We start from the raw sequence: 16,762 nt of genomic DNA, 5'->3' as shown, positions 1-16,762 counted from the left end.
TTTCGAGCGGCATTGCCGCGAGCCCGCGAGCGCTCGTTGGCCGTGAGGCCGGCGGGCCGCAACGCCCCTTCCTAAGCCTTCGGACGCCCCTGCCATGACCCAAGCCTCTCTGCGCGACCTCGAGCACCACGACGCCTTCCTGGAACGTCACATCGGCCCCAACGACGCCGAGATCGCGCACATGCTGCGCACGGTCGGCCACGACTCGCTGGAAGCGCTGACCGATGCGATCGTGCCGGCCAAGATCAAGTCGCCCGCGCCGCTGGCGCTGTCGGCGCCGATGACCGAAGTCGAGGCGCTGGCCAAGATCCGCGCCGTCGCCGACAAGAACCAGGTCTTCCGTAGCTTCATCGGCCAGGGCTACTACGGCACGCTCACCCCGAACGTGATCCTGCGCAACATCCTCGAGAACCCGGCCTGGTACACGGCCTATACGCCGTATCAGGCGGAAATCTCGCAGGGCCGCATGGAAGCGCTGATCAACTTCCAGACCATGGTCGCCGACCTGACCGGGATGGAGATCGCCAACGCCTCGCTGCTGGACGAAGGCACCGCCGCGGCCGAGGCCATGACCCTGGCCAAGCGCTCGGCCAAGTCCAAGTCCAACCTGTTCTTCGTCTCCAAGGACGTGCACCCGCAGACCCTGGAAGTGCTGCACACCCGCGCCGAGGCCATGGGCATCGACCTGCAGGTCGGCGACGACGGCGAAGCGCTCAACAGCGACAGCTTCGGCGTGCTGCTGCAATACCCCAACACCCGCGGCCAGATCGGCGACCACAAGGCCCTGGCCGACGCCGTGCACGCGCGCGGCGGTCTGGTCGCGGTCGCGACCGATCTGCTCGCCCTGACCCTGATCGCCGCGCCCGGCGAATGGGGCGCCGACATCGTGGTCGGCAACAGCCAGCGCTTCGGCGTGCCGTTCGGCTTCGGCGGCCCGCACGCGGCCTTCATGGCCTGCCGCGACGCCTACAAGCGCTCGATGCCGGGCCGCCTGATCGGTGTGTCCATCGACGCCGAAGGCAAGCCCGCCTACCGCCTGACCCTGCAGACCCGCGAGCAGCACATCCGCCGCGAGAAAGCCACCTCCAACATCTGCACCGCGCAGGTGCTGTTGGCGGTGATGGCCTCGATGTACGCCGTCTACCACGGCCCCGAGGGCCTGACCCGGATCGCGCGCCGCGTGCACCGCCTGACCGCGATCCTGGCCGGCGCGCTGCGCCAGGCCGGCCTCACCGTCGGTCCGGACTTCTTCGACACCCTCGATATCGTCGGCGTCGACGCCGATGCCCTGCGCGCCAAGGCCGTCGCCGCCGGCATCAACCTCAACTACTGCGGCGATCCGGCCCGCGTCGGCATCAGCCTGGACGAAACCACCACCCGCGCCGAAGTGACGCAGTTGGCCGCGCTGTTCGGCGCGCGCATCGACGACATCGACGCGCTCGACGCCGCCACCGCCGACGCCCTGCCCGCCGGCCTGCGCCGCAGCAGCGCGTTCCTGCAGCATCCGGTGTTCAACACCCACCACAGCGAACACGAACTGCTGCGCTACATGCGCGCGCTGGCCGACAAGGACCTGGCGATGGATCGCACCATGATCCCGCTGGGCAGCTGCACCATGAAGCTCAACGCCACCGCCGAGATGATCCCGGTGACCTGGCCGGAGTTCGGCAACATCCATCCGCTGGCGCCGGCCGATCAGACCGTGGGCTACCAGCAGCTGATCGACGAACTCGAAGCCATGCTGGTCGAGTGCACCGGCTACGACGCGGTCAGCCTGCAGCCCAACTCCGGCGCGCAGGGCGAATACGCGGGCCTGCTCGCGATCCGCGCCTATCACCGCTCGCGCAACGAAGGCCACCGCGACATCTGCCTGATTCCGGAATCCGCGCACGGCACCAACCCGGCCTCGGCGCAGATGTGCGGCATGCAGGTCGTGGTCACCAAGTGCGACAGCAACGGCAACGTCGACGTCGAGGACATCCGCCGCGCCGCCGAGAAGTACAGCGACCGCCTGGCCGCGCTGATGATCACCTACCCGTCCACGCACGGCGTGTTCGAGGAGGATGTGGTCGAGATCTGCGAGATCGTCCACGCCCACGGCGGCCAGGTCTACACCGACGGCGCCAACATGAACGCCCTGGTCGGCGTGGCCAAGCCCGGCAAGTGGGGCTCGGACGTGTCGCACCTCAACCTGCACAAGACCTTCTGCATTCCGCACGGCGGCGGCGGTCCCGGCGTCGGCCCCTGCGCGGTCAAATCGCACCTGGCGCCGTTCCTGCCAGGCACTTATGCCGACATCCCTGTCGGCGAGAATCAAACAGCAGCCATCCATGGCCGCACTTCTCGCAAGAAAGCAGTGGGCATGGTGTCTGCGGCTAGTTATGGCTCGGCCTCGATCCTGCCGATCTCGTGGATGTACATCACCATGATGGGCGCGTCCGGCCTGCGCCGCGCGACCCAGGTCGCGCTGCTCAACGCCAACTACATCGCCACGCGCCTGGCCCCGCACTACGAGACCCTCTACACCGGCCGCAACGGTCTGGTCGCGCACGAGTGCATCCTCGACCTGCGCCCGCTCAAGGACGCCACCGGCATCGGCGCCGAGGACGTGGCCAAGCGCCTGATCGACTTCGGCTTCCACGCCCCGACCCTGAGCTTCCCGGTCGCCGGCACCTTGATGGTCGAGCCGACCGAGAGCGAATCGCAACACGAGCTGGACCGCTTCATCGACGCCATGATCCAGATCCGCGACGAAATCCGCGCGGTCGAGCAAGGCACGCTGGACCGCGAGGACAATCCGCTCAAGCACGCCCCGCACACCGCCACCGCGGTCTCGGCCAGCGAGTGGACCCACGCCTACCCGCGCGAGCTGGCCGCGTTCCCGCTGCCCAGCCTGAAGCTGCAGAAGTACTGGCCGCCGGTCGCGCGCGTGGACAACGTCTACGGCGACAAGAACGTCATGTGCGCCTGCATCCCGGTGGACGCTTACAAGGAAGAAGCCGAAGCGTAAGCTGTAAAGCGCGACCGGCCCGCGGGCCGGTCGCGACGCGGCGACCGCGCCGCGCGACCATGGCGAACGGAGTCGCGGCTGAATGTATCGGCTGGGTTTCGCGACAGGGCCCGGCCGCTTAGGCCATACCGGTTCGCCCCTCATGAAAAATGCACAACAAATGCGCACCTTGTGTGCGCTCGCCGCGATGCGATCCGTTCCGCCTACCCGGCTGTCATCGGCACGCGTTATGTTGATACCGGTTCTCCGCCGGAGCCGCCCATGAGCGCGGTCGAAACGCCCGCGGCCGACGACGCCGCGCGCCTGCTGCAAGTCATCGAAACCCAGACCGAGATCGCGCGCCTGGGCCTGGACCTGGGCGGGGTGATGGACCTGGTCGCGCGACGGGCGCAGATCCTGACCGGCGCGGTCGGCGCGGTGGTCGAACTGGCCGAAGGCGAGGACATGGTGTATCGCGCCGCCTCCGGCATCGCCGAGCCCAGCCTGGGCCTGCGCCTGCGGCGCGCGGCCAGCTTGTCCGGCGCCTGCGTCGCGGTCGGCGCGCCCTTGAACTGCGAGGATTCGGAGACCGACCCGCGCGTGGACCGCGAGGCCTGCCGCAGCGTCGGCCTGCGCTCGATGATCGTGGTGCCGCTCAAACATCACCAGACCGTGGTGGGCGTGCTCAAGGTGATGGGCGCCGCGCCGTCCGCGTTCGACAGCGACGACCTGCGCATGCTCGATCTGATGTCGGGCCTGATCGGCGCGGCCATGTACCACGCTGCCCGCTACGAAACCGACGAGCTGTTCCACCAGGCCACCCACGACCAGCTCACCGGCCTGCCCAACCGCGCCCTGTTCTACGACCGCCTGCGTCACTGCCTGGCGCAGGCGCAGCGCGATCGGCGCCGCATCGGCATCCTCAACCTCGACATGGACGGACTCAAACCGGTCAACGACCGCATGGGCCATCGCGCCGGCGATGCCGCGTTGGTGGAGTTCGCCGCGCGGGTGCGCCGCAGCGCGCGTAGCGGCGACACCGTGGCCCGCGTCGGCGGCGACGAATTCGGGGTGATCCTGCCTGGCATCGAGCACCGCGACGGCGCCTTCGCCCAGGCCCAGCGCCTGGCCGAATCGCTGGACCCGCCGTTCGCATTCGACGACCGCAGCATCGCGCTGCAGGCCAGCATCGGCTGCGCGATCTATCCCGACGACGGCGAGGACCTGGGCGAGCTGCTGCACAAGGCCGACCAATCCATGTACAGCGCCAAGCGCCGCAAGAAGGGCGAGCCGGGCTGATCGGACTGCGGCAGGGCCCGGGCCGCGCTGCGCACGCCCCACCGCGGTGCTAGGCTGCCGCCAAGGCCCCGGGAAGGCCCCGGCGCCACAGGGGGCGCGCCGCTGGCGGCGCGGCCGTAGGACAAGGAGTTCCGCCATGCCCGAGTTCGATATCAACGCCTCGGCCGAGCAGGTCGCCATTTTGTTCAATCAGGGTCGCGGGGTGGACGCCGTCGCCCGTCTCGACGCCCTGCGCCGCGATCAGCCGCCGGTGGTGCAGGAAGCCCTGGACCGCTACGTCGCCACCCGCGCGGCCGGTCCGATCACCGCCCTCTACGGCATGACCCTGCTGCCGATGCCGGGCATGAGCGCGGTCACGCCACCGCGCGAGGATCTGGGGCGTTTGCTGGCGGCCGGCCACACCGCGCCGCGCTTCCCCGAAGATCGCGAGACCGCGCGCCTGTCGCAGGCGCAGCAGTACGACGTCTACGCCAGCGTGATCGGCGTGCGCGGCGATCAGGCCGCGCGCGACGCGCTGGGCACGCAGGACCGCGTGATCCTGGGCATGCGCAACGACACCCGCAGCACCGCCAACCGCGGCGCCGGCGAATACGACGACCGCATCGTGGTGGTGTGGAAGGACGCCAAGGGCGGCCGCCACGCGCGCGAGTTCAACCACTCCAACACCGAACCCAGCGCGCAATACGACCACCACGCCGGCAGCGACGGCACGCGCCTGATCGCCGAAAGCGGCGGCCAGGTGGCGCCGCGCCTGGCGCGCTCGCCCGGCTACGAGAACGTCGACCGCCGCAAGATCGAAGGCGAGGACGTCAACAACGACCGCGTGCGCGACCTCGGCCGGCTGGCCGAAGGCACCACCGAGATGAAGGCCGACACCCATCCGACCTACGGCGCCAACCCGGGCGAGGAATTCGCCCTACGCCCGACCGCCGCCGCGGTCGCCGCCGGACAGAACCGGGTGCAGCGCGACACCAATGCCGACGGCTGGTTCAACGCCCGCGACGTCAACGGCCGGCAGGACTTGAACGACACCTTCAAGATCCACCGCGGCGGCAGCGCCAATACCGATTCGGCCGGCTGCCAGACCATCGGCGGCGGCGAGTACGACGCCTTCATCACCGCCGCTGGCGGCAACCCGCGCCAGACCCGCTGGCAGTACGTGCTGACCTCGGTGGCGCCGCCACCGCCACCGCCGCAACGCGCGCAGCCCCAGGGCGGGCGACGCGCCGACGCGCACGACGATGCGCCGTCGCTGCACCCGTCCGACCCGCGCCATGCCGACCATCGCCTGCACGGCCAGATCGACGGCCATCTGCGCGCGCTCGGCGGCGACTACGCGCGCAACGCCGAGGCGATCGGATTGAGCGTGCTCGCCGCGGCCAAGACCCACCACATCACCCAGGCCGACAGCCTGGTACCCAACCGGGCCAACGGCGAGGTGCCTGCCGACCAGACCCTGTTCCTGCTCCAGGGCCGCCCCGGCGACCCGGGCGCGCAGCGCGTGGCGATCTCGGTCGAGGCCGCGGCCAATACGCCCGTGCAGGCCAGCCTGGCGCGTCTGGACGAACTCAATCGGGCCGCGCCGCAGCCCCCCGGGCTGGAGCAGGCGCACAGCCAGGACGCCTCGCCGCGGCGTATGGGCTGACGCCGGCGGCGCCGGGTCTGGCCCCCTGCATCCGGCCTGGCCGGCGCGACGTACTTGGGTAGGCGATCGACGCGAGCAGGCGGGCCACGCCCGCACTGCCTCGCGACACGCACCAGTGCTAACCTCGCCCCGAAATGCCCCCGAACGGCACGGGGCGTCTTCACGCGAACCCGTCACGACCTGCTACGCCCGCTCAATCGGAAAAGGAATTCCCCATGCCCGAACTCGATATCAACGCCTCGGCCGACGAAGTTGTCGGCATGCTCAACCGCGGTCAGAACCGCGAAGCCGCCGCCCGTCTGGACGCGCTGCGTCTGAACCAGGACGCGGTGGTGCAGGAGGCATTGGACCGTTACGTCGCCGTGCGCGGCCAGGAGCACCTGACCGCGTTGCGTGCGCCGAACGCGCTCTCAGCCGAGGACGCGACCGCGCTCAATCCGACCCTGGACCGCCTGCGCGGCGCGACCGCGGCGCCGCGCTTCCCGACCGACGCCGAAACCCAGAACCTGTCGCAGGCGCAGCAGTACGACGTCTACGCCAGCGTGATCGGCGCGCGCGGCACCCAGGCCGCGCGCGACGCCCTGGGCACGCAGGACCGCGTGATCCTGGGCATGCGCAACGAAAACTCCACCCTCGACAATAACGGACGCGGCGAATTCAACGACCGTCTCGTCGTGGTCTGGAAAGACGCCGACGGCGGCCGCCACGCGCGCGAATTCAACCACGCCACCACCGAACCCACCGCGCAGTACGACCACCACGCCGGCAGCGACGGCAACCGCATCTACGCCGATACCCAGCGCCAGGCGCCGCGGCTGGCGGCCTCGCCCGGCTACGAGGATGTACGCACGCGCAAGATCGAGGGCGACGACGTCAACGGCGACCGCGTGCGCGACATCGGCCGTCTGGCCGAAGGCACGGTCGAGATGGTGCGCACCGAGCATGCCAGCAACGGCCACACCCGCAGCGGCCGCGAGTTCTCGCTGCGCCCCTCCGACGAGGCGGTGCGCAACGGCGCCAACATGGTCGAACGCGACACCAACGCCGACGGCTGGTTCGACTCGCGCGACGTGAACGGCGTCCAGGATCTCAACAACTCGTTCAAGATCCATCGCGGCAGCAACACCAACACCGACTCCGCCGGTTGCCAGACCATCGGCGGCGGCGAGCACACCGCCTTCATCGACACGGTGCGCGCCAATCCGGACCAGACCCGCTGGCAGTACGTGCTGACCTCGGTCGCGCCAGGCCAGCAGCAGGAGCGCGCGCAGGCGCCCGCCGAGCAAGCCCCGAACGGCCAGGGCCGCGCCGCGTCCGATCCGCGCGATCCCGGCCACGCCGACCACCGCCTGTACACCCAGATCGACGGGCACGTGCGCGCGCTGGGCCCGCCCTACGACCGCAACAACGAAGGCGTGAATCTGCATTTGCTGGCCGAGGCCAAGCAGGCCCATCTGTCCGACATCAGCGCCATCGCCACCAACAACGCCACCGCCACGCGCGCCGCCGGCGAGACTTTGTTCATGGTCCAGGGCCGGCCCGGCGATCCGGCGGCCGCGCGCGTGGCGGTGTCGGCGGACGTCGCCACCCATGCCACGCCGGAGGCCAGCCTCAACCGCCTGGACACGATCAATCGCAACCAGCCGGCGGCGCCCGCGCCGGCCCTGGAAGATCCACAGCGCACGCAGCAGCAGGAAGCGCCGCGGCGCGCGCACCAGTAACCGTAGAGGAGTTCGCCTGTGCCCCCCAGTTCCAAAATCCTGCTCGCCGCCGCGCTGTTGAGCGCGTGCGCCACCGTCGGCGCCGCCGCGCCGACGAGCAAGGCCGGCAGCACCGGCCTGGCGGGGTTCTCGCCGGTCAGCGGGCCGGTGATCCAGAACGGCCGCTACACCGCGGCCCCGGAGGCCATCGTCGCGTTCGTGGCCGCGCTGCCGACCCGCGATGTGCTGCTGCCCAAGCAGTTGCGCCACCGCCTGATGACCGCGCAGGTCTATCTGCGCAGCGTCCCGGGCACGGGCGACCGCACCGAGTACCTGCTCGCCGACAAGAACGGCGCCCGCTACAGCCTGTGGGTGCGCAGCTTCGAAGGCCGCCGCCGCGGCAGCACCGGCTATCTCGTGCAGATGCGCATGCCCTGCGCCAGCGTCGCCACGGTGCAGACCGAGTCGACCGAGGATCTGGCGGCGGCGCGACGCGCCTGCGCGCGGCCCCAGGCCGAGTTCGCCGATAGCGGATTGCGCGCTTATCTCGTCGCCGCGGGCAAGGCGCCGGTCGATGTCACCGCCAGCTTGCGCGCGCCGGAGCTGAGCCTGGGCCGCGAACGCCTGGACCGTTACCGCGCGCTGGGCGCCAATCCGATCGCGCTGGACGACAGCCGCGCCGCCGTCGCGCCGACCTTGCGCTGGGTGGTAGAAGCCGACCCCGAGCGGCCGCTGCCGGCCAAGGACACGCGCGGCTTCCAGGGCGGCATGAAGGCCCACGCCGGCTTCGTGATCTGGAACGGCGATCGTTTCGAGGTGCGCGACAGCCTGCCGCGCAAGCTGTGGCCCTGCCCGCCGCGCGACGAGAGCTGCCCGGACCCGCAGGACCGCTACGTGCTCGGCAAGTAACGAGCCGCCCAGTTCCATCGCAGGCGCGTCGAACGGCGCGCCTGCGGCGCCCGGCACCCGCGGCGCCCCGTTTCGTCGCCCCACGCCCGCTTTCGTCGCGCGCCGCTGGCCCTGGCGCGGGGCGTCGCTATGCTTGCCTGCAACGACGTAGCCGGGCCGCACCGTGATCAAGAGCTTGTTCTTCCTAGTCCGCATCATCGCCGCCTGGACGGTGCTGTTCTTCATCCTGGCGCTGGCGTGGTCGGCGCTGCCCAGCGTCGACGGCAGCTACGGCAACAACGATCCCTGGCCGGTGTTCCTGGTCGGACTGATCGTCGCTGCGTTCGTGATCACTGGCGCGTTCTCGCATCTGCGGCGGGTGCGCCTGATCGCCGGCCACATCGACGGCAGCGCCCTGGCCAACCGCCAGCGCCGCCAGATCGAGGTGCCGTTCGAGGCCGGCGAAACCTTCGACCTGCTCGACGCCGCGATCCGCGAACTGCCGCGCAGCGAGGAGATCGAAAGCGCACGCGACAGCTTGCAGGTGCGCGCCAAGGTGCGTCGCCCCGACACCTACGGCCGCCGACCGCTCGGCCGCTACAACCCACTCAACTGGTTCGGCGTGCCGCGCAATCAGATCCTCGCCCTGGTCGCCCCGCGCGACGGCAGCGGCAGCGTCACCCTGGTCTGCGAGCCCGAAAGCGGCGCCTGGAGCGACTGGTTCCGCGTCGACGACGGCACCAATCTGGAGAACGCCGAGGCGATCACCCGCGCCATCGCGCGCCGCGTCGCCGAGCGCCGCCGCAACGAGCAGGCCGCGGTCGCCCAGACCGTGACCGAGAAGGAACTCACCGTCGCCAAGCTCAGCCTGTTGCACGCGCAGGTCGAACCGCACTTCCTCTACAACACCCTGGCCAGCGCGCAGTACCTGACCCGCACCGATCCGGCGCGCGCCGACGAGATGCTCGGCCATCTGATTCAGTACCTGCGTCACTCGCTGCCGCGCACCGAAGACGCGCTGTCGACCTTGGGCCAGGAGCTCGAGCGCGCGCAGGCCTATCTGGAAATCCTGCGCATCCGCATGGGCCCGCGCCTGGCCGTGCAGATCGAGGTCCCCGACGCGCTGCGCCAGACGCCGCTGCCGCCGATGATGCTGCAGACCCTGGTCGAGAACGCGATCAAGCACGGTCTGGAACCGCGCAGCGGCGGCGGCATGGTCTGGATCCTCGCGCGCCGCGACGGCCACGCGGTCGCGGTGACCGTGGCCGACGACGGCGAAGGCTTCGGCGCCCAGCCCGGCGGCACCGGCATCGGCCTGAAGAACGTGCGCGAACGCCTGCGCCTGGTCTACGGCGCCGACGCGTCGCTGGCCGTGGTCGCCAACTTCCCCAACGGCGTGGCCGCGACCATCACGGTCCCCGCCGCTTTCGATCGAGACGCACGTCATGGCTAAGGCCGTCATCGCCGAAGACGAAGCGCTGCTGCGCCAGGCCCTGCTGGATCTGCTGGCCCAGGCCTGGCCGGAGCTGGACATCGCCGCCGCCTGCGAGGACGGCGCCGAAGCGCTGGAGGCCATCGCCGAGCACAAGCCCGACGTCGCCTTCCTCGACATCCGCATGCCCGGGCTCAGCGGCCTGGAAGTGGCGGCCGCCGCGGCCGAGGCCAGCCCGCAGACCCGGATCGTGTTCGTGACCGCCTACGACCAGTACGCGGTGGATGCTTTCGAACGCGGCGCGATCGATTACCTGCTCAAGCCGATCGCGCCGGAGCGCCTGGCCGCGACGGTGCAGCGCCTGCAGGCGCGCGTGGCCGGCAGCGGCGGCGACAGCGCCGCGCTCGCCGATCTGCTGCGCCAGCTGGGCGCCCAGATGCCGCGCCCCGAGGCGCCGCCGCTGACCTGGATCACCGCCAGCGCCGGCCGCGAAACCCGCCTGATCCTGGTCGACGACGTGGTCTACTTCCGCGCCGACCACAAGTACACCACCGTGGTCACCGCCGATGGCGAAGCGCTGCTGCGCACGCCGATCCGCGAACTGCTGGGCGTGCTGGACCCGAACGTGTTCAAGCAGATCCACCGCTCGACCATCGTCAACCTGAAGGCGATCGCCGCGATCGTGCGCGACGACAGCGGCCGCGGCACGGTACGACTCAAGCAACGCCCGGAAACGCTGAGCGTGAGCCAGCCGTTCATGGCGCTGTTCCGACACATGTAGTTCCAGGCCCCGCCGTTCCCAAACGCAGCAACGCCCATGCGACCCGGTCGCGTGTCGGCGGCGCTCGTCCACTCTTCGAGGTGTCGCATGCGAAATCTGATCGCTCTGGCTTATTTCCTGTTCGCCCTGCTCGGCTGCGACACCGGCGGCAGCACCCTGATCGCGCGCGCCACCAGCAACGGCCACGACACCCTGCATGCGCGCACCCGCGTGCAAGCCGGGATCGGACGTTTCGAATGCATCGCCAGCGACAGCGGCCGCTGCCACTACGCGCTGTTCGCGCGCGAGTGCGCGCCGCGGCAACCGGACTGCCGTGAGCTGGCGTTCGAGCGCTTCAGCATGAAGGTCGGCGACAGCCGCGAGATCGTCGGCCTGCCGATGGCGCTGGACCTGTGCGTCGGTCAGCACGAGCATCCGGCCACGAGCGGCCCCGATTGCAAATCCTCGCAGCCCGACACCGCGCTGGCCGCCAGCATCGAGGCGGCGCGATGAGCGCGCGATCGCGGCCCGGGCCAGGCCTGCGGGCCGCCCTCGCCTGCGCGATCGCGGTGCCCTTCGTCTACTACGCCACCCAACTGATCGCCGCGCCGTTCTTTCCCGATTACAGCTTCCTGCGCCAGGCCGCGAGCACGCTGGGTTCCGACAGCGCGCCGCTGCCGTGGATCTTCAACAGCGGCGCGGTGCTGACCGGCATCGCCACCCTGATCGGCGCGGCCGGTATCGCCGCGGCGCTGCGCCGGCTCGGTCGCCCGCCGCTGGCGATCGCGCTGGTGACCCTGGCCCTGCTCATCAATGCCGTGGTCTCGATCAAGGCCGCGTATTTCCCGCTGCCGCACCCGCGTCATGGCTCGGGGCCGCTGATGATCGGCATCCTGCTGTTTTCCTCCTTCATGATCCTGGCGCTGTGGTCGCTGGAGCGCAGCGGCGCGATCAAGCGCTATCTGCTGGCGACCAATCTGTGGATCCTCGCCCTGATCCCGTTCATGGCGCACTGGACCGGACTGGACACCCGCGCCTGTACCGGTCTGCTGCAGCGCCTGGCGACCCTGGCGATCTACCCGCCGATCGGCATCGCGGCCTGGTACCTGGCGCGGCGCCTGCGCGCGCCCGACCCGCGCGCCTGAGGCGATACGGCGCCCGCGCGCCGCGCCCCGCTCACGCGAATTCGCAAAATCGGCACTTGACGCCTGACCTGCGCGGATGTATATAACCTTCAAGTTACATAACTTCTAGGTTATATAAATGCAGACCCAGCGTCTCGACGCCACCTTCGCCGCCCTGGCCGACCCCACGCGACGGGCGATCCTGGCCCGCCTCGCCAGCGGCGAAGCCACGGTGACCGAACTGGCCGAGCCGTTCGCGATGAGCCAGCCGGCGATCTCCAAGCACCTCAAGGTGCTCGAACACGCCGGCCTCATCACCCGCGGCCGCGATGCGCAGCGCCGCCCCTGCCGGATCGAAGCGCAGCCCTTGGCCGAGGCCAACGTCTGGCTCGAGCACTACCGCCGGATCTGGGAACAGAACTATCAGCGCCTCGATGCGCTGCTCGTCCAATTGCAGGCCGAGCAGGCGCCCAAACCCACCAAGAAACGCTCACGCTAAGGAGTTACGCCCATGCACGCCCACAACGCCCTCTCCGTCACCGCCCCCGGCGAACGCGACATCGTGATCACGCGCGCGTTCGATGCGCCGCGCGAACTGGTGTTCGACGCCCTGACCAAACCCGAACTGCTCAAGCGCTGGTTCCACGGCCCGGACGGCTGGACCCTGACCGTTTGCGAGGTCGACCTGCGCGTGGGCGGCGCCTACCGCTACGTCTGGAGCGGGCCGGAAGGCGTGGAGATGGGCATGGGCGGCGTGCACCGCGAGATCGAGCGTCCGCAACGCATCGTGCGCAGCGAACGCTTCGACATGGACTGGACCGGCGGCGAAACCGTGGGCACCGCGGTGCTGAGCGAACGCGACGGCAAGACCACCCTGGTCACCACCGTGGTCTACGCCTCGCGCGAAGCGCGCGACGGCGCGCTCGCCAGCAACATGGAACAGGGCATCGCCGCCGGCTACGACCAGCTCGACGCCTTCCTGGCCGGCGCGGCCGCGACCGCACCGTGATCCCACGCGCGGGCGCGCGGCGCCCGCGTCCTCCCGCCGCAATCCAGCGCGCGCAGCGCGAAGGTCCTGCCATGAACGCTCAAACCATCCATCCCGCCGTTCCCCAACGACGCACCGGCCGCAGCATCGTCGCGGTGCTGCTGGGCCTGCTCTCGGTGATGCTGCTGTCCACCGTCACCGACGTGATCCTGCACGCCAGCGGCGTGTTCCCAGCCTGGTTCCAGCCGATGAGCACCGGCCTGTGGCTGCTCGCGCTGGGCTATCGCGCGGTCTACACCGTGCTCGGCGGCTACTTGTGCGCGCGCCTCGCGCCGTACCGGCCGATGGCGCACGTCTGGGCGCTGGGTCTGATCGGTACCGTGTTCGGCATCGCCGGCGTGGTCGCGACCTGGGGCCGCGGCCCCGAATTCGGGCCGGCCTGGTACGCGATCCTGGTCGCGCTGACCGGCCTGCCCAGCTGTTTGATCGGCGGCTGGCTGTACGCGCGCCGCCGCTGATCGCGGGTCGCCCTGCGTCCCCGCCCTTTCGCGCCGACGCACGCAGCAGGAGAGCCGCGCATGCTCGGGAAGGTCGCGTGCACTAGGCATCCGATCCGCGACGTGCCGCGCGCACGCAAGTTCCAAGAGGAAACCTTCGGGCGCGCGGCTGCGCGCGCGCCCGGCCGCTTCAATGCGACGGCGCCTGCGCGCCCGCGCGGCGGGCGATCTCGGCGACGAATTCGTCGAGATCGGCGCTGCCGGCGTTGCTCAGTAGCACCACGCTGATGCGCGGCTCGATCACGCGCAACAGCTGGCTGCGCGCGCCCATGATCTGGCCCGGGCGCTTGGCCACCCATAGTTTGCGGCCGCCGATCTTCATCTCATAGCTCCACAGGCCATAGCCGTAGTCGTCCAGGCCCGGACGCAGCATGCGCTGCAACGAATCGGCGCTGAGCAGGCGGCCACCGTACAGCGCGTCGGCGAACGTCGCCAGGTCCTGCGCGCTGGAGTACATGGCGCCGGCCGCGTACCAGTTCTCCGGATAGGCGGGCAGATCCGGCGTCATCGCGCCCGCCCCGTCGCGTCCGAAGTAGGTATCGGCCAGGCGCTCGACGATGCGGTCCTGGCGCAGCAGCCCGGTGTCGGCCAGGCCCAGCGGCTGCAGGATGCGTTCGCGCAGCGCCTGCTCGTAGCTTTGCCCGGTTACGCGCTCGACGATTTTGCCGAGCACGATGTAGTCGCAGTTGTTGTAGTCGAAGGCGGTGCCCGGCGCGGCCACCAACTTGCCCGCGCAGTACCGCGACAACAGCGCATCGCTGCTGTGCGGAAGTTGGTACACGGGCAGTCCGTCGCGGATCGCGGTCTGGGCGTCCTTGACCGCGTCCAGATTGGTCAGGCCCGACGTGTGGTTGAGCAGTTGCCGCAGGCGAACGCCATGCGCGCCCTCGCCCGCGTAATCGGGCAGATAGGCGGCGATGCTGCGCTCCAGATCGAGCCGCCCCTGATCGCGCAGCTGCAGGATCAGCACCGCGGTGAAGGTCTTGGTGATCGAGGCGATCTTGTAGCGCGTGCGCGGGGTGTTGGGCACGCGGAACGGCAGATTGGCCAGGCCGAAACTGGCCAGGTACTCGGCCTTGCCGTCGCGCGCGACCAGCACGGTGCCGCTGAAGTCGTGGGTACGGGCATAGTCGGCGACGAAGGCGTCGAGGGTGGGGGTGACGGCCTGCGCTTGCCCGGCGCTCGCCGCGGGCCATAGCAGGACCAAGCTCAGAATCCAGGATTTCATGCGCGGCTCCGGTGCGAACGGGCGCCGGGCCGCCGATGCGGCCCACCCCCAGGCTTGGCGCGAGCGCCAAGGTCGGAACCGGAGATACCGCCGCGGCGCGCGCGGTTGCAGTGCGCCGCGGGTCGCTTAGCCGACGAAGCCCGCGCGGCCGCGCAGGCGCGCCTGCAGCGGCTCGATGTAGGTGCGGCTGGCGCGCACCGGGGTGCCGTCGCGCAAGCGCAGCATCGCGTCGCGGTTGGACAGCGGCTGCAATTCGGCCACGCAGTCCACCCGCACGATGGTGGATCGGTGCACCCGCACGAACTGGGCCGGATCGAGCCGGCGCGACAGGCGCCCCATCGATTCGCGCAGCAGATAGCCGCGATCGCCCACGTGCAGGGTCGCGTAGTCGCCGTCGGCCTGGATCCATTCGACCTCGGAGGCTTCGACGAAGGCCACACGCCGGCCCACGCGCACCACGAAACGGGTCAGCCAGTTGCTCTCGTCGTCGTCGTGGTGCGCGCTGGGCGCGGCCAGCGTGCCCGGCGGCTGGGTGCCGGCGCGCCGATAGGGATGGGCCTGGCGCGCGCGTTCCAACGCTTCGGCGAAACGCTCGTCGTCGATCGGCTTGAGCAGGTAGTCGATCGCGTGCAGCTCGAACGCGCGCACGGCGAAGTTCTCGTAGGCGGTCAACAACACCGCCAACGGCCGCTGCTCCGGCGACAGCGCCGCCAGGGCTTCCAGGCCGGTCATGCCCGGCATCTGCACGTCGATGAACACCAGGTCCGGCGCCAGCGCCACGATGCCGGCCAGGGCCGAGGTGCCGTCGGCGAACTCGCCCACCACCTGCATGTCCGGCTGCGTCGCCAGGCGGGCGATCACACCGCTGCGGGCCAGGGGTTCGTCGTCGATTACCGCTACTCGCATCATGCTTCAGTCTCCTTGACCACCAGCGCCGCCGGCGCCTCGTTGAACGGCAGCCACATGCGCACCTCGTAACCGCCGTCGGCGCGCGCACCGGCGGCGAAGCTATGGGCATCCGGGTACAGCGCCTGCAGGCGTTCGGCGATGTTGCGCAGACCGATCGCGCCGGCGCGGCGCGATTCCTCTCCAGAGGCCGCGGGCGCGGGCGCGCCGTCGTTGCCCACGTGCAGGTGCAGGCGGTCGCCCTCGCGTTCGATCCGGATGTCCAGGCGGCCCGGCTCGCTGCGCTGGGCGATGCCGTGACGGATCGCGTTCTCGACCAGCGGCTGCAGCAGCAGCACCGGCACCCGCGCGCGCAGGGTGTCCGGGCCGATGTTCCATTTCAGACGCAGGCGCTGGCCCAGGCGCGCGCGCTCGATTTCCAGATAGGTATCGGTCAGCGCCAACTCGTCGGCCAGCGCGACCTCGTGGCCCTCGGCGCCGTCCAGGGTCACCCGCAGGAAGCCGGCCAGGCGCGTGATCATCTGTTGCGCTTCGCGATTGCGGTCCTCGGCGACCAGGGCCGAAATCGCGTTGAGGGTGTTGAACAGGAAGTGCGGGTTGATCTGGTAGCGCAGCGCGCGCAGTTCGGCGTCCTGCGCCAGCACCAGGGCCTGGCGGTTGCGCTCGCGCGCGTCCTGCAGATCGGCGTAATAGGTGATCACCGACTGGATCGCGCAGTACGCGATCAGCACCAGCCAGCAGCCGCCGACGCCGCCGAAGATCAAGGTCCAGTTGGTCGGATCGCGGAATTCCGAGCCCTGGGTATTGGCGATCCAGTGCGCGGCCAGGTTGCTCAGCACCGACATCACGTAGGTGATCGCCAGCAACGCGATCACCATCGTCCACTTGGAGATGCCGCGCCGCCAGAACAGGTGCTGGATCGCGGTCAGCGGCGACATCCAGATCAGATTGGCGAGCAGGAAGGTGGCCCAGTAGGCGGTCTCGTGCGGGTCGTCCAGCGACGGCAGCGCGATCAGCAGGGTGCACACGCCCAACAGCAGGCGCGCCAACAGAGACAGCCACAGCCGTCCCGAACCGGGCGACTCCTGCGCCGGCGTATCGGCCGAGGCCGGCTCGGCGCTTGAATCCGGTATCGCGGCGGGGGTGGTCATGTCGGGTTCGGCAGGTCGTTACGTAGCGGCAAGCCGATTCTCCAGCGTATGTCGCCCGCGACCAAGCCCGATGTGCCGTTCGTGTGCCGGCGCGC

Annotated in this window: 15 protein-coding genes; 12 read left to right on the top strand and 3 right to left on the bottom strand. The window is 70.2% G+C overall.

Translation table 11 applies throughout. The features are described 5' to 3' along the window. The first annotated feature begins 94 nt into the window (after positions 1-94). The 12 genes from gcvP to ASE35_RS20910 all read left to right on the top strand — a co-directional run bounded on the left by gcvP (position 95) and on the right by ASE35_RS20910 (position 13,343). On the top strand, positions 95-3,010 hold the full coding sequence (gene gcvP, locus ASE35_RS01405; protein ID WP_057162740.1) for an aminomethyl-transferring glycine dehydrogenase: 2,916 nt from the start codon (positions 95-97) through the stop codon (positions 3,008-3,010). Positions 3,011-3,271: 261 nt separating this feature from the next. Further along, positions 3,272-4,288, top strand: coding sequence for a sensor domain-containing diguanylate cyclase (locus ASE35_RS01400; RefSeq protein ID WP_057161371.1), 1,017 nt, complete (start codon positions 3,272-3,274; stop codon positions 4,286-4,288). Positions 4,289-4,424: 136 nt separating this feature from the next. Further along, entirely contained in the window at positions 4,425-5,933 is a 1,509-nt protein-coding gene (locus ASE35_RS01395; protein ID WP_057162739.1) for an XVIPCD domain-containing protein, read from the top strand. Between the two features lie 215 nt (positions 5,934-6,148). Continuing rightward, positions 6,149-7,654 (top strand): XVIPCD domain-containing protein, encoded by a 1,506-nt coding sequence (locus tag ASE35_RS01390; protein WP_056173002.1) that lies wholly within the window; start codon positions 6,149-6,151, stop codon positions 7,652-7,654. 18 nt (positions 7,655-7,672) lie between these two features. Then, a complete protein-coding gene (locus ASE35_RS01385) occupies positions 7,673-8,542 on the top strand; it encodes a hypothetical protein (protein WP_057162738.1) in 870 nt (289 codons plus the stop codon). 163 nt (positions 8,543-8,705) lie between these two features. Continuing rightward, a complete protein-coding gene (locus ASE35_RS01380) occupies positions 8,706-9,974 on the top strand; it encodes a histidine kinase (protein WP_057162737.1) in 1,269 nt (422 codons plus the stop codon). Next, positions 9,967-10,734, top strand: coding sequence for a LytTR family DNA-binding domain-containing protein (locus ASE35_RS01375; RefSeq protein ID WP_056172995.1), 768 nt, complete (start codon positions 9,967-9,969; stop codon positions 10,732-10,734). Before ASE35_RS01380 ends, ASE35_RS01375 begins: the two co-directional genes overlap by 8 nt. Positions 10,735-10,821: 87 nt before the next feature. After that, entirely contained in the window at positions 10,822-11,226 is a 405-nt protein-coding gene (locus tag ASE35_RS01370) for a hypothetical protein (protein ID WP_057162736.1), read from the top strand. Continuing rightward, entirely contained in the window at positions 11,223-11,858 is a 636-nt protein-coding gene (locus ASE35_RS01365) for a DUF998 domain-containing protein (protein WP_057162735.1), read from the top strand. The genes ASE35_RS01370 and ASE35_RS01365 overlap by 4 nt, the downstream gene beginning before the upstream one ends. A gap of 118 nt (positions 11,859-11,976) precedes the next feature. Beyond that, on the top strand, positions 11,977-12,336 hold the full coding sequence (locus ASE35_RS01360) for a metalloregulator ArsR/SmtB family transcription factor (RefSeq protein ID WP_056172984.1): 360 nt from the start codon (positions 11,977-11,979) through the stop codon (positions 12,334-12,336). A 12-nt stretch (positions 12,337-12,348) separates the two neighbouring features. Further along, positions 12,349-12,846: an SRPBCC family protein gene (locus ASE35_RS01355; protein ID WP_056172981.1), complete on the top strand. Its 498-nt coding sequence runs from the start codon at positions 12,349-12,351 to the stop codon at positions 12,844-12,846. A 71-nt stretch (positions 12,847-12,917) separates the two neighbouring features. Continuing rightward, positions 12,918-13,343, top strand: a complete 426-nt coding sequence (locus ASE35_RS20910) for a hypothetical protein (RefSeq protein ID WP_057162734.1) — start codon at positions 12,918-12,920, stop codon at positions 13,341-13,343. Between the two features lie 169 nt (positions 13,344-13,512). Here ASE35_RS20910 and ASE35_RS01345 read toward each other — a convergent pair whose 3' ends face one another. From ASE35_RS01345 to ASE35_RS01335, 3 genes are all read right to left on the bottom strand, one after another. Continuing rightward, positions 13,513-14,610: a serine hydrolase domain-containing protein gene (locus tag ASE35_RS01345; RefSeq protein ID WP_057162733.1), complete on the bottom strand. Its 1,098-nt coding sequence runs from the start codon at positions 14,608-14,610 to the stop codon at positions 13,513-13,515. Between the two features lie 126 nt (positions 14,611-14,736). Continuing rightward, a complete protein-coding gene (locus tag ASE35_RS01340; protein ID WP_056172972.1) occupies positions 14,737-15,519 on the bottom strand; it encodes a LytTR family DNA-binding domain-containing protein in 783 nt (260 codons plus the stop codon). Then, positions 15,516-16,667, bottom strand: coding sequence for a histidine kinase (locus ASE35_RS01335; protein ID WP_057162732.1), 1,152 nt, complete (start codon positions 16,665-16,667; stop codon positions 15,516-15,518). Before ASE35_RS01335 ends, ASE35_RS01340 begins: the two co-directional genes overlap by 4 nt. Positions 16,668-16,762 lie beyond the last annotated feature (95 nt).

This window comes from Lysobacter sp. Root916 (genome assembly GCF_001429785.1).
In the GTDB taxonomy this organism is placed as follows: Bacteria; Pseudomonadota; Gammaproteobacteria; order Xanthomonadales; family Xanthomonadaceae; genus Lysobacter.
The sequence above is the reverse complement of the archived record's forward strand: the minus strand, read 5'-3'. Positions and strand labels throughout refer to the sequence as shown.

Coding starts and splice junctions, on each gene's coding strand:
- ASE35_RS01375 (WP_056172995.1), top strand. CDS start 9,967: ATGGCTAAGGCCGTCATCGCCGAAGACGAAGCGCTGCTGCGCCAGGCC.
- ASE35_RS01395 (WP_057162739.1), top strand. CDS start 4,425: ATGCCCGAGTTCGATATCAACGCCTCGGCCGAGCAGGTCGCCATTTTG.
- ASE35_RS01360 (WP_056172984.1), top strand. CDS start 11,977: ATGCAGACCCAGCGTCTCGACGCCACCTTCGCCGCCCTGGCCGACCCC.
- ASE35_RS01370 (WP_057162736.1), top strand. CDS start 10,822: ATGCGAAATCTGATCGCTCTGGCTTATTTCCTGTTCGCCCTGCTCGGC.
- ASE35_RS01365 (WP_057162735.1), top strand. CDS start 11,223: ATGAGCGCGCGATCGCGGCCCGGGCCAGGCCTGCGGGCCGCCCTCGCC.
- ASE35_RS01390 (WP_056173002.1), top strand. CDS start 6,149: ATGCCCGAACTCGATATCAACGCCTCGGCCGACGAAGTTGTCGGCATG.
- ASE35_RS01335 (WP_057162732.1), bottom strand. CDS start 16,667: ATGACCACCCCCGCCGCGATACCGGATTCAAGCGCCGAGCCGGCCTCG.
- ASE35_RS01400 (WP_057161371.1), top strand. CDS start 3,272: ATGAGCGCGGTCGAAACGCCCGCGGCCGACGACGCCGCGCGCCTGCTG.
- ASE35_RS01355 (WP_056172981.1), top strand. CDS start 12,349: ATGCACGCCCACAACGCCCTCTCCGTCACCGCCCCCGGCGAACGCGAC.
- ASE35_RS01340 (WP_056172972.1), bottom strand. CDS start 15,519: ATGATGCGAGTAGCGGTAATCGACGACGAACCCCTGGCCCGCAGCGGT.
- ASE35_RS01345 (WP_057162733.1), bottom strand. CDS start 14,610: ATGAAATCCTGGATTCTGAGCTTGGTCCTGCTATGGCCCGCGGCGAGC.
- gcvP (WP_057162740.1), top strand. CDS start 95: ATGACCCAAGCCTCTCTGCGCGACCTCGAGCACCACGACGCCTTCCTG.
- ASE35_RS20910 (WP_057162734.1), top strand. CDS start 12,918: ATGAACGCTCAAACCATCCATCCCGCCGTTCCCCAACGACGCACCGGC.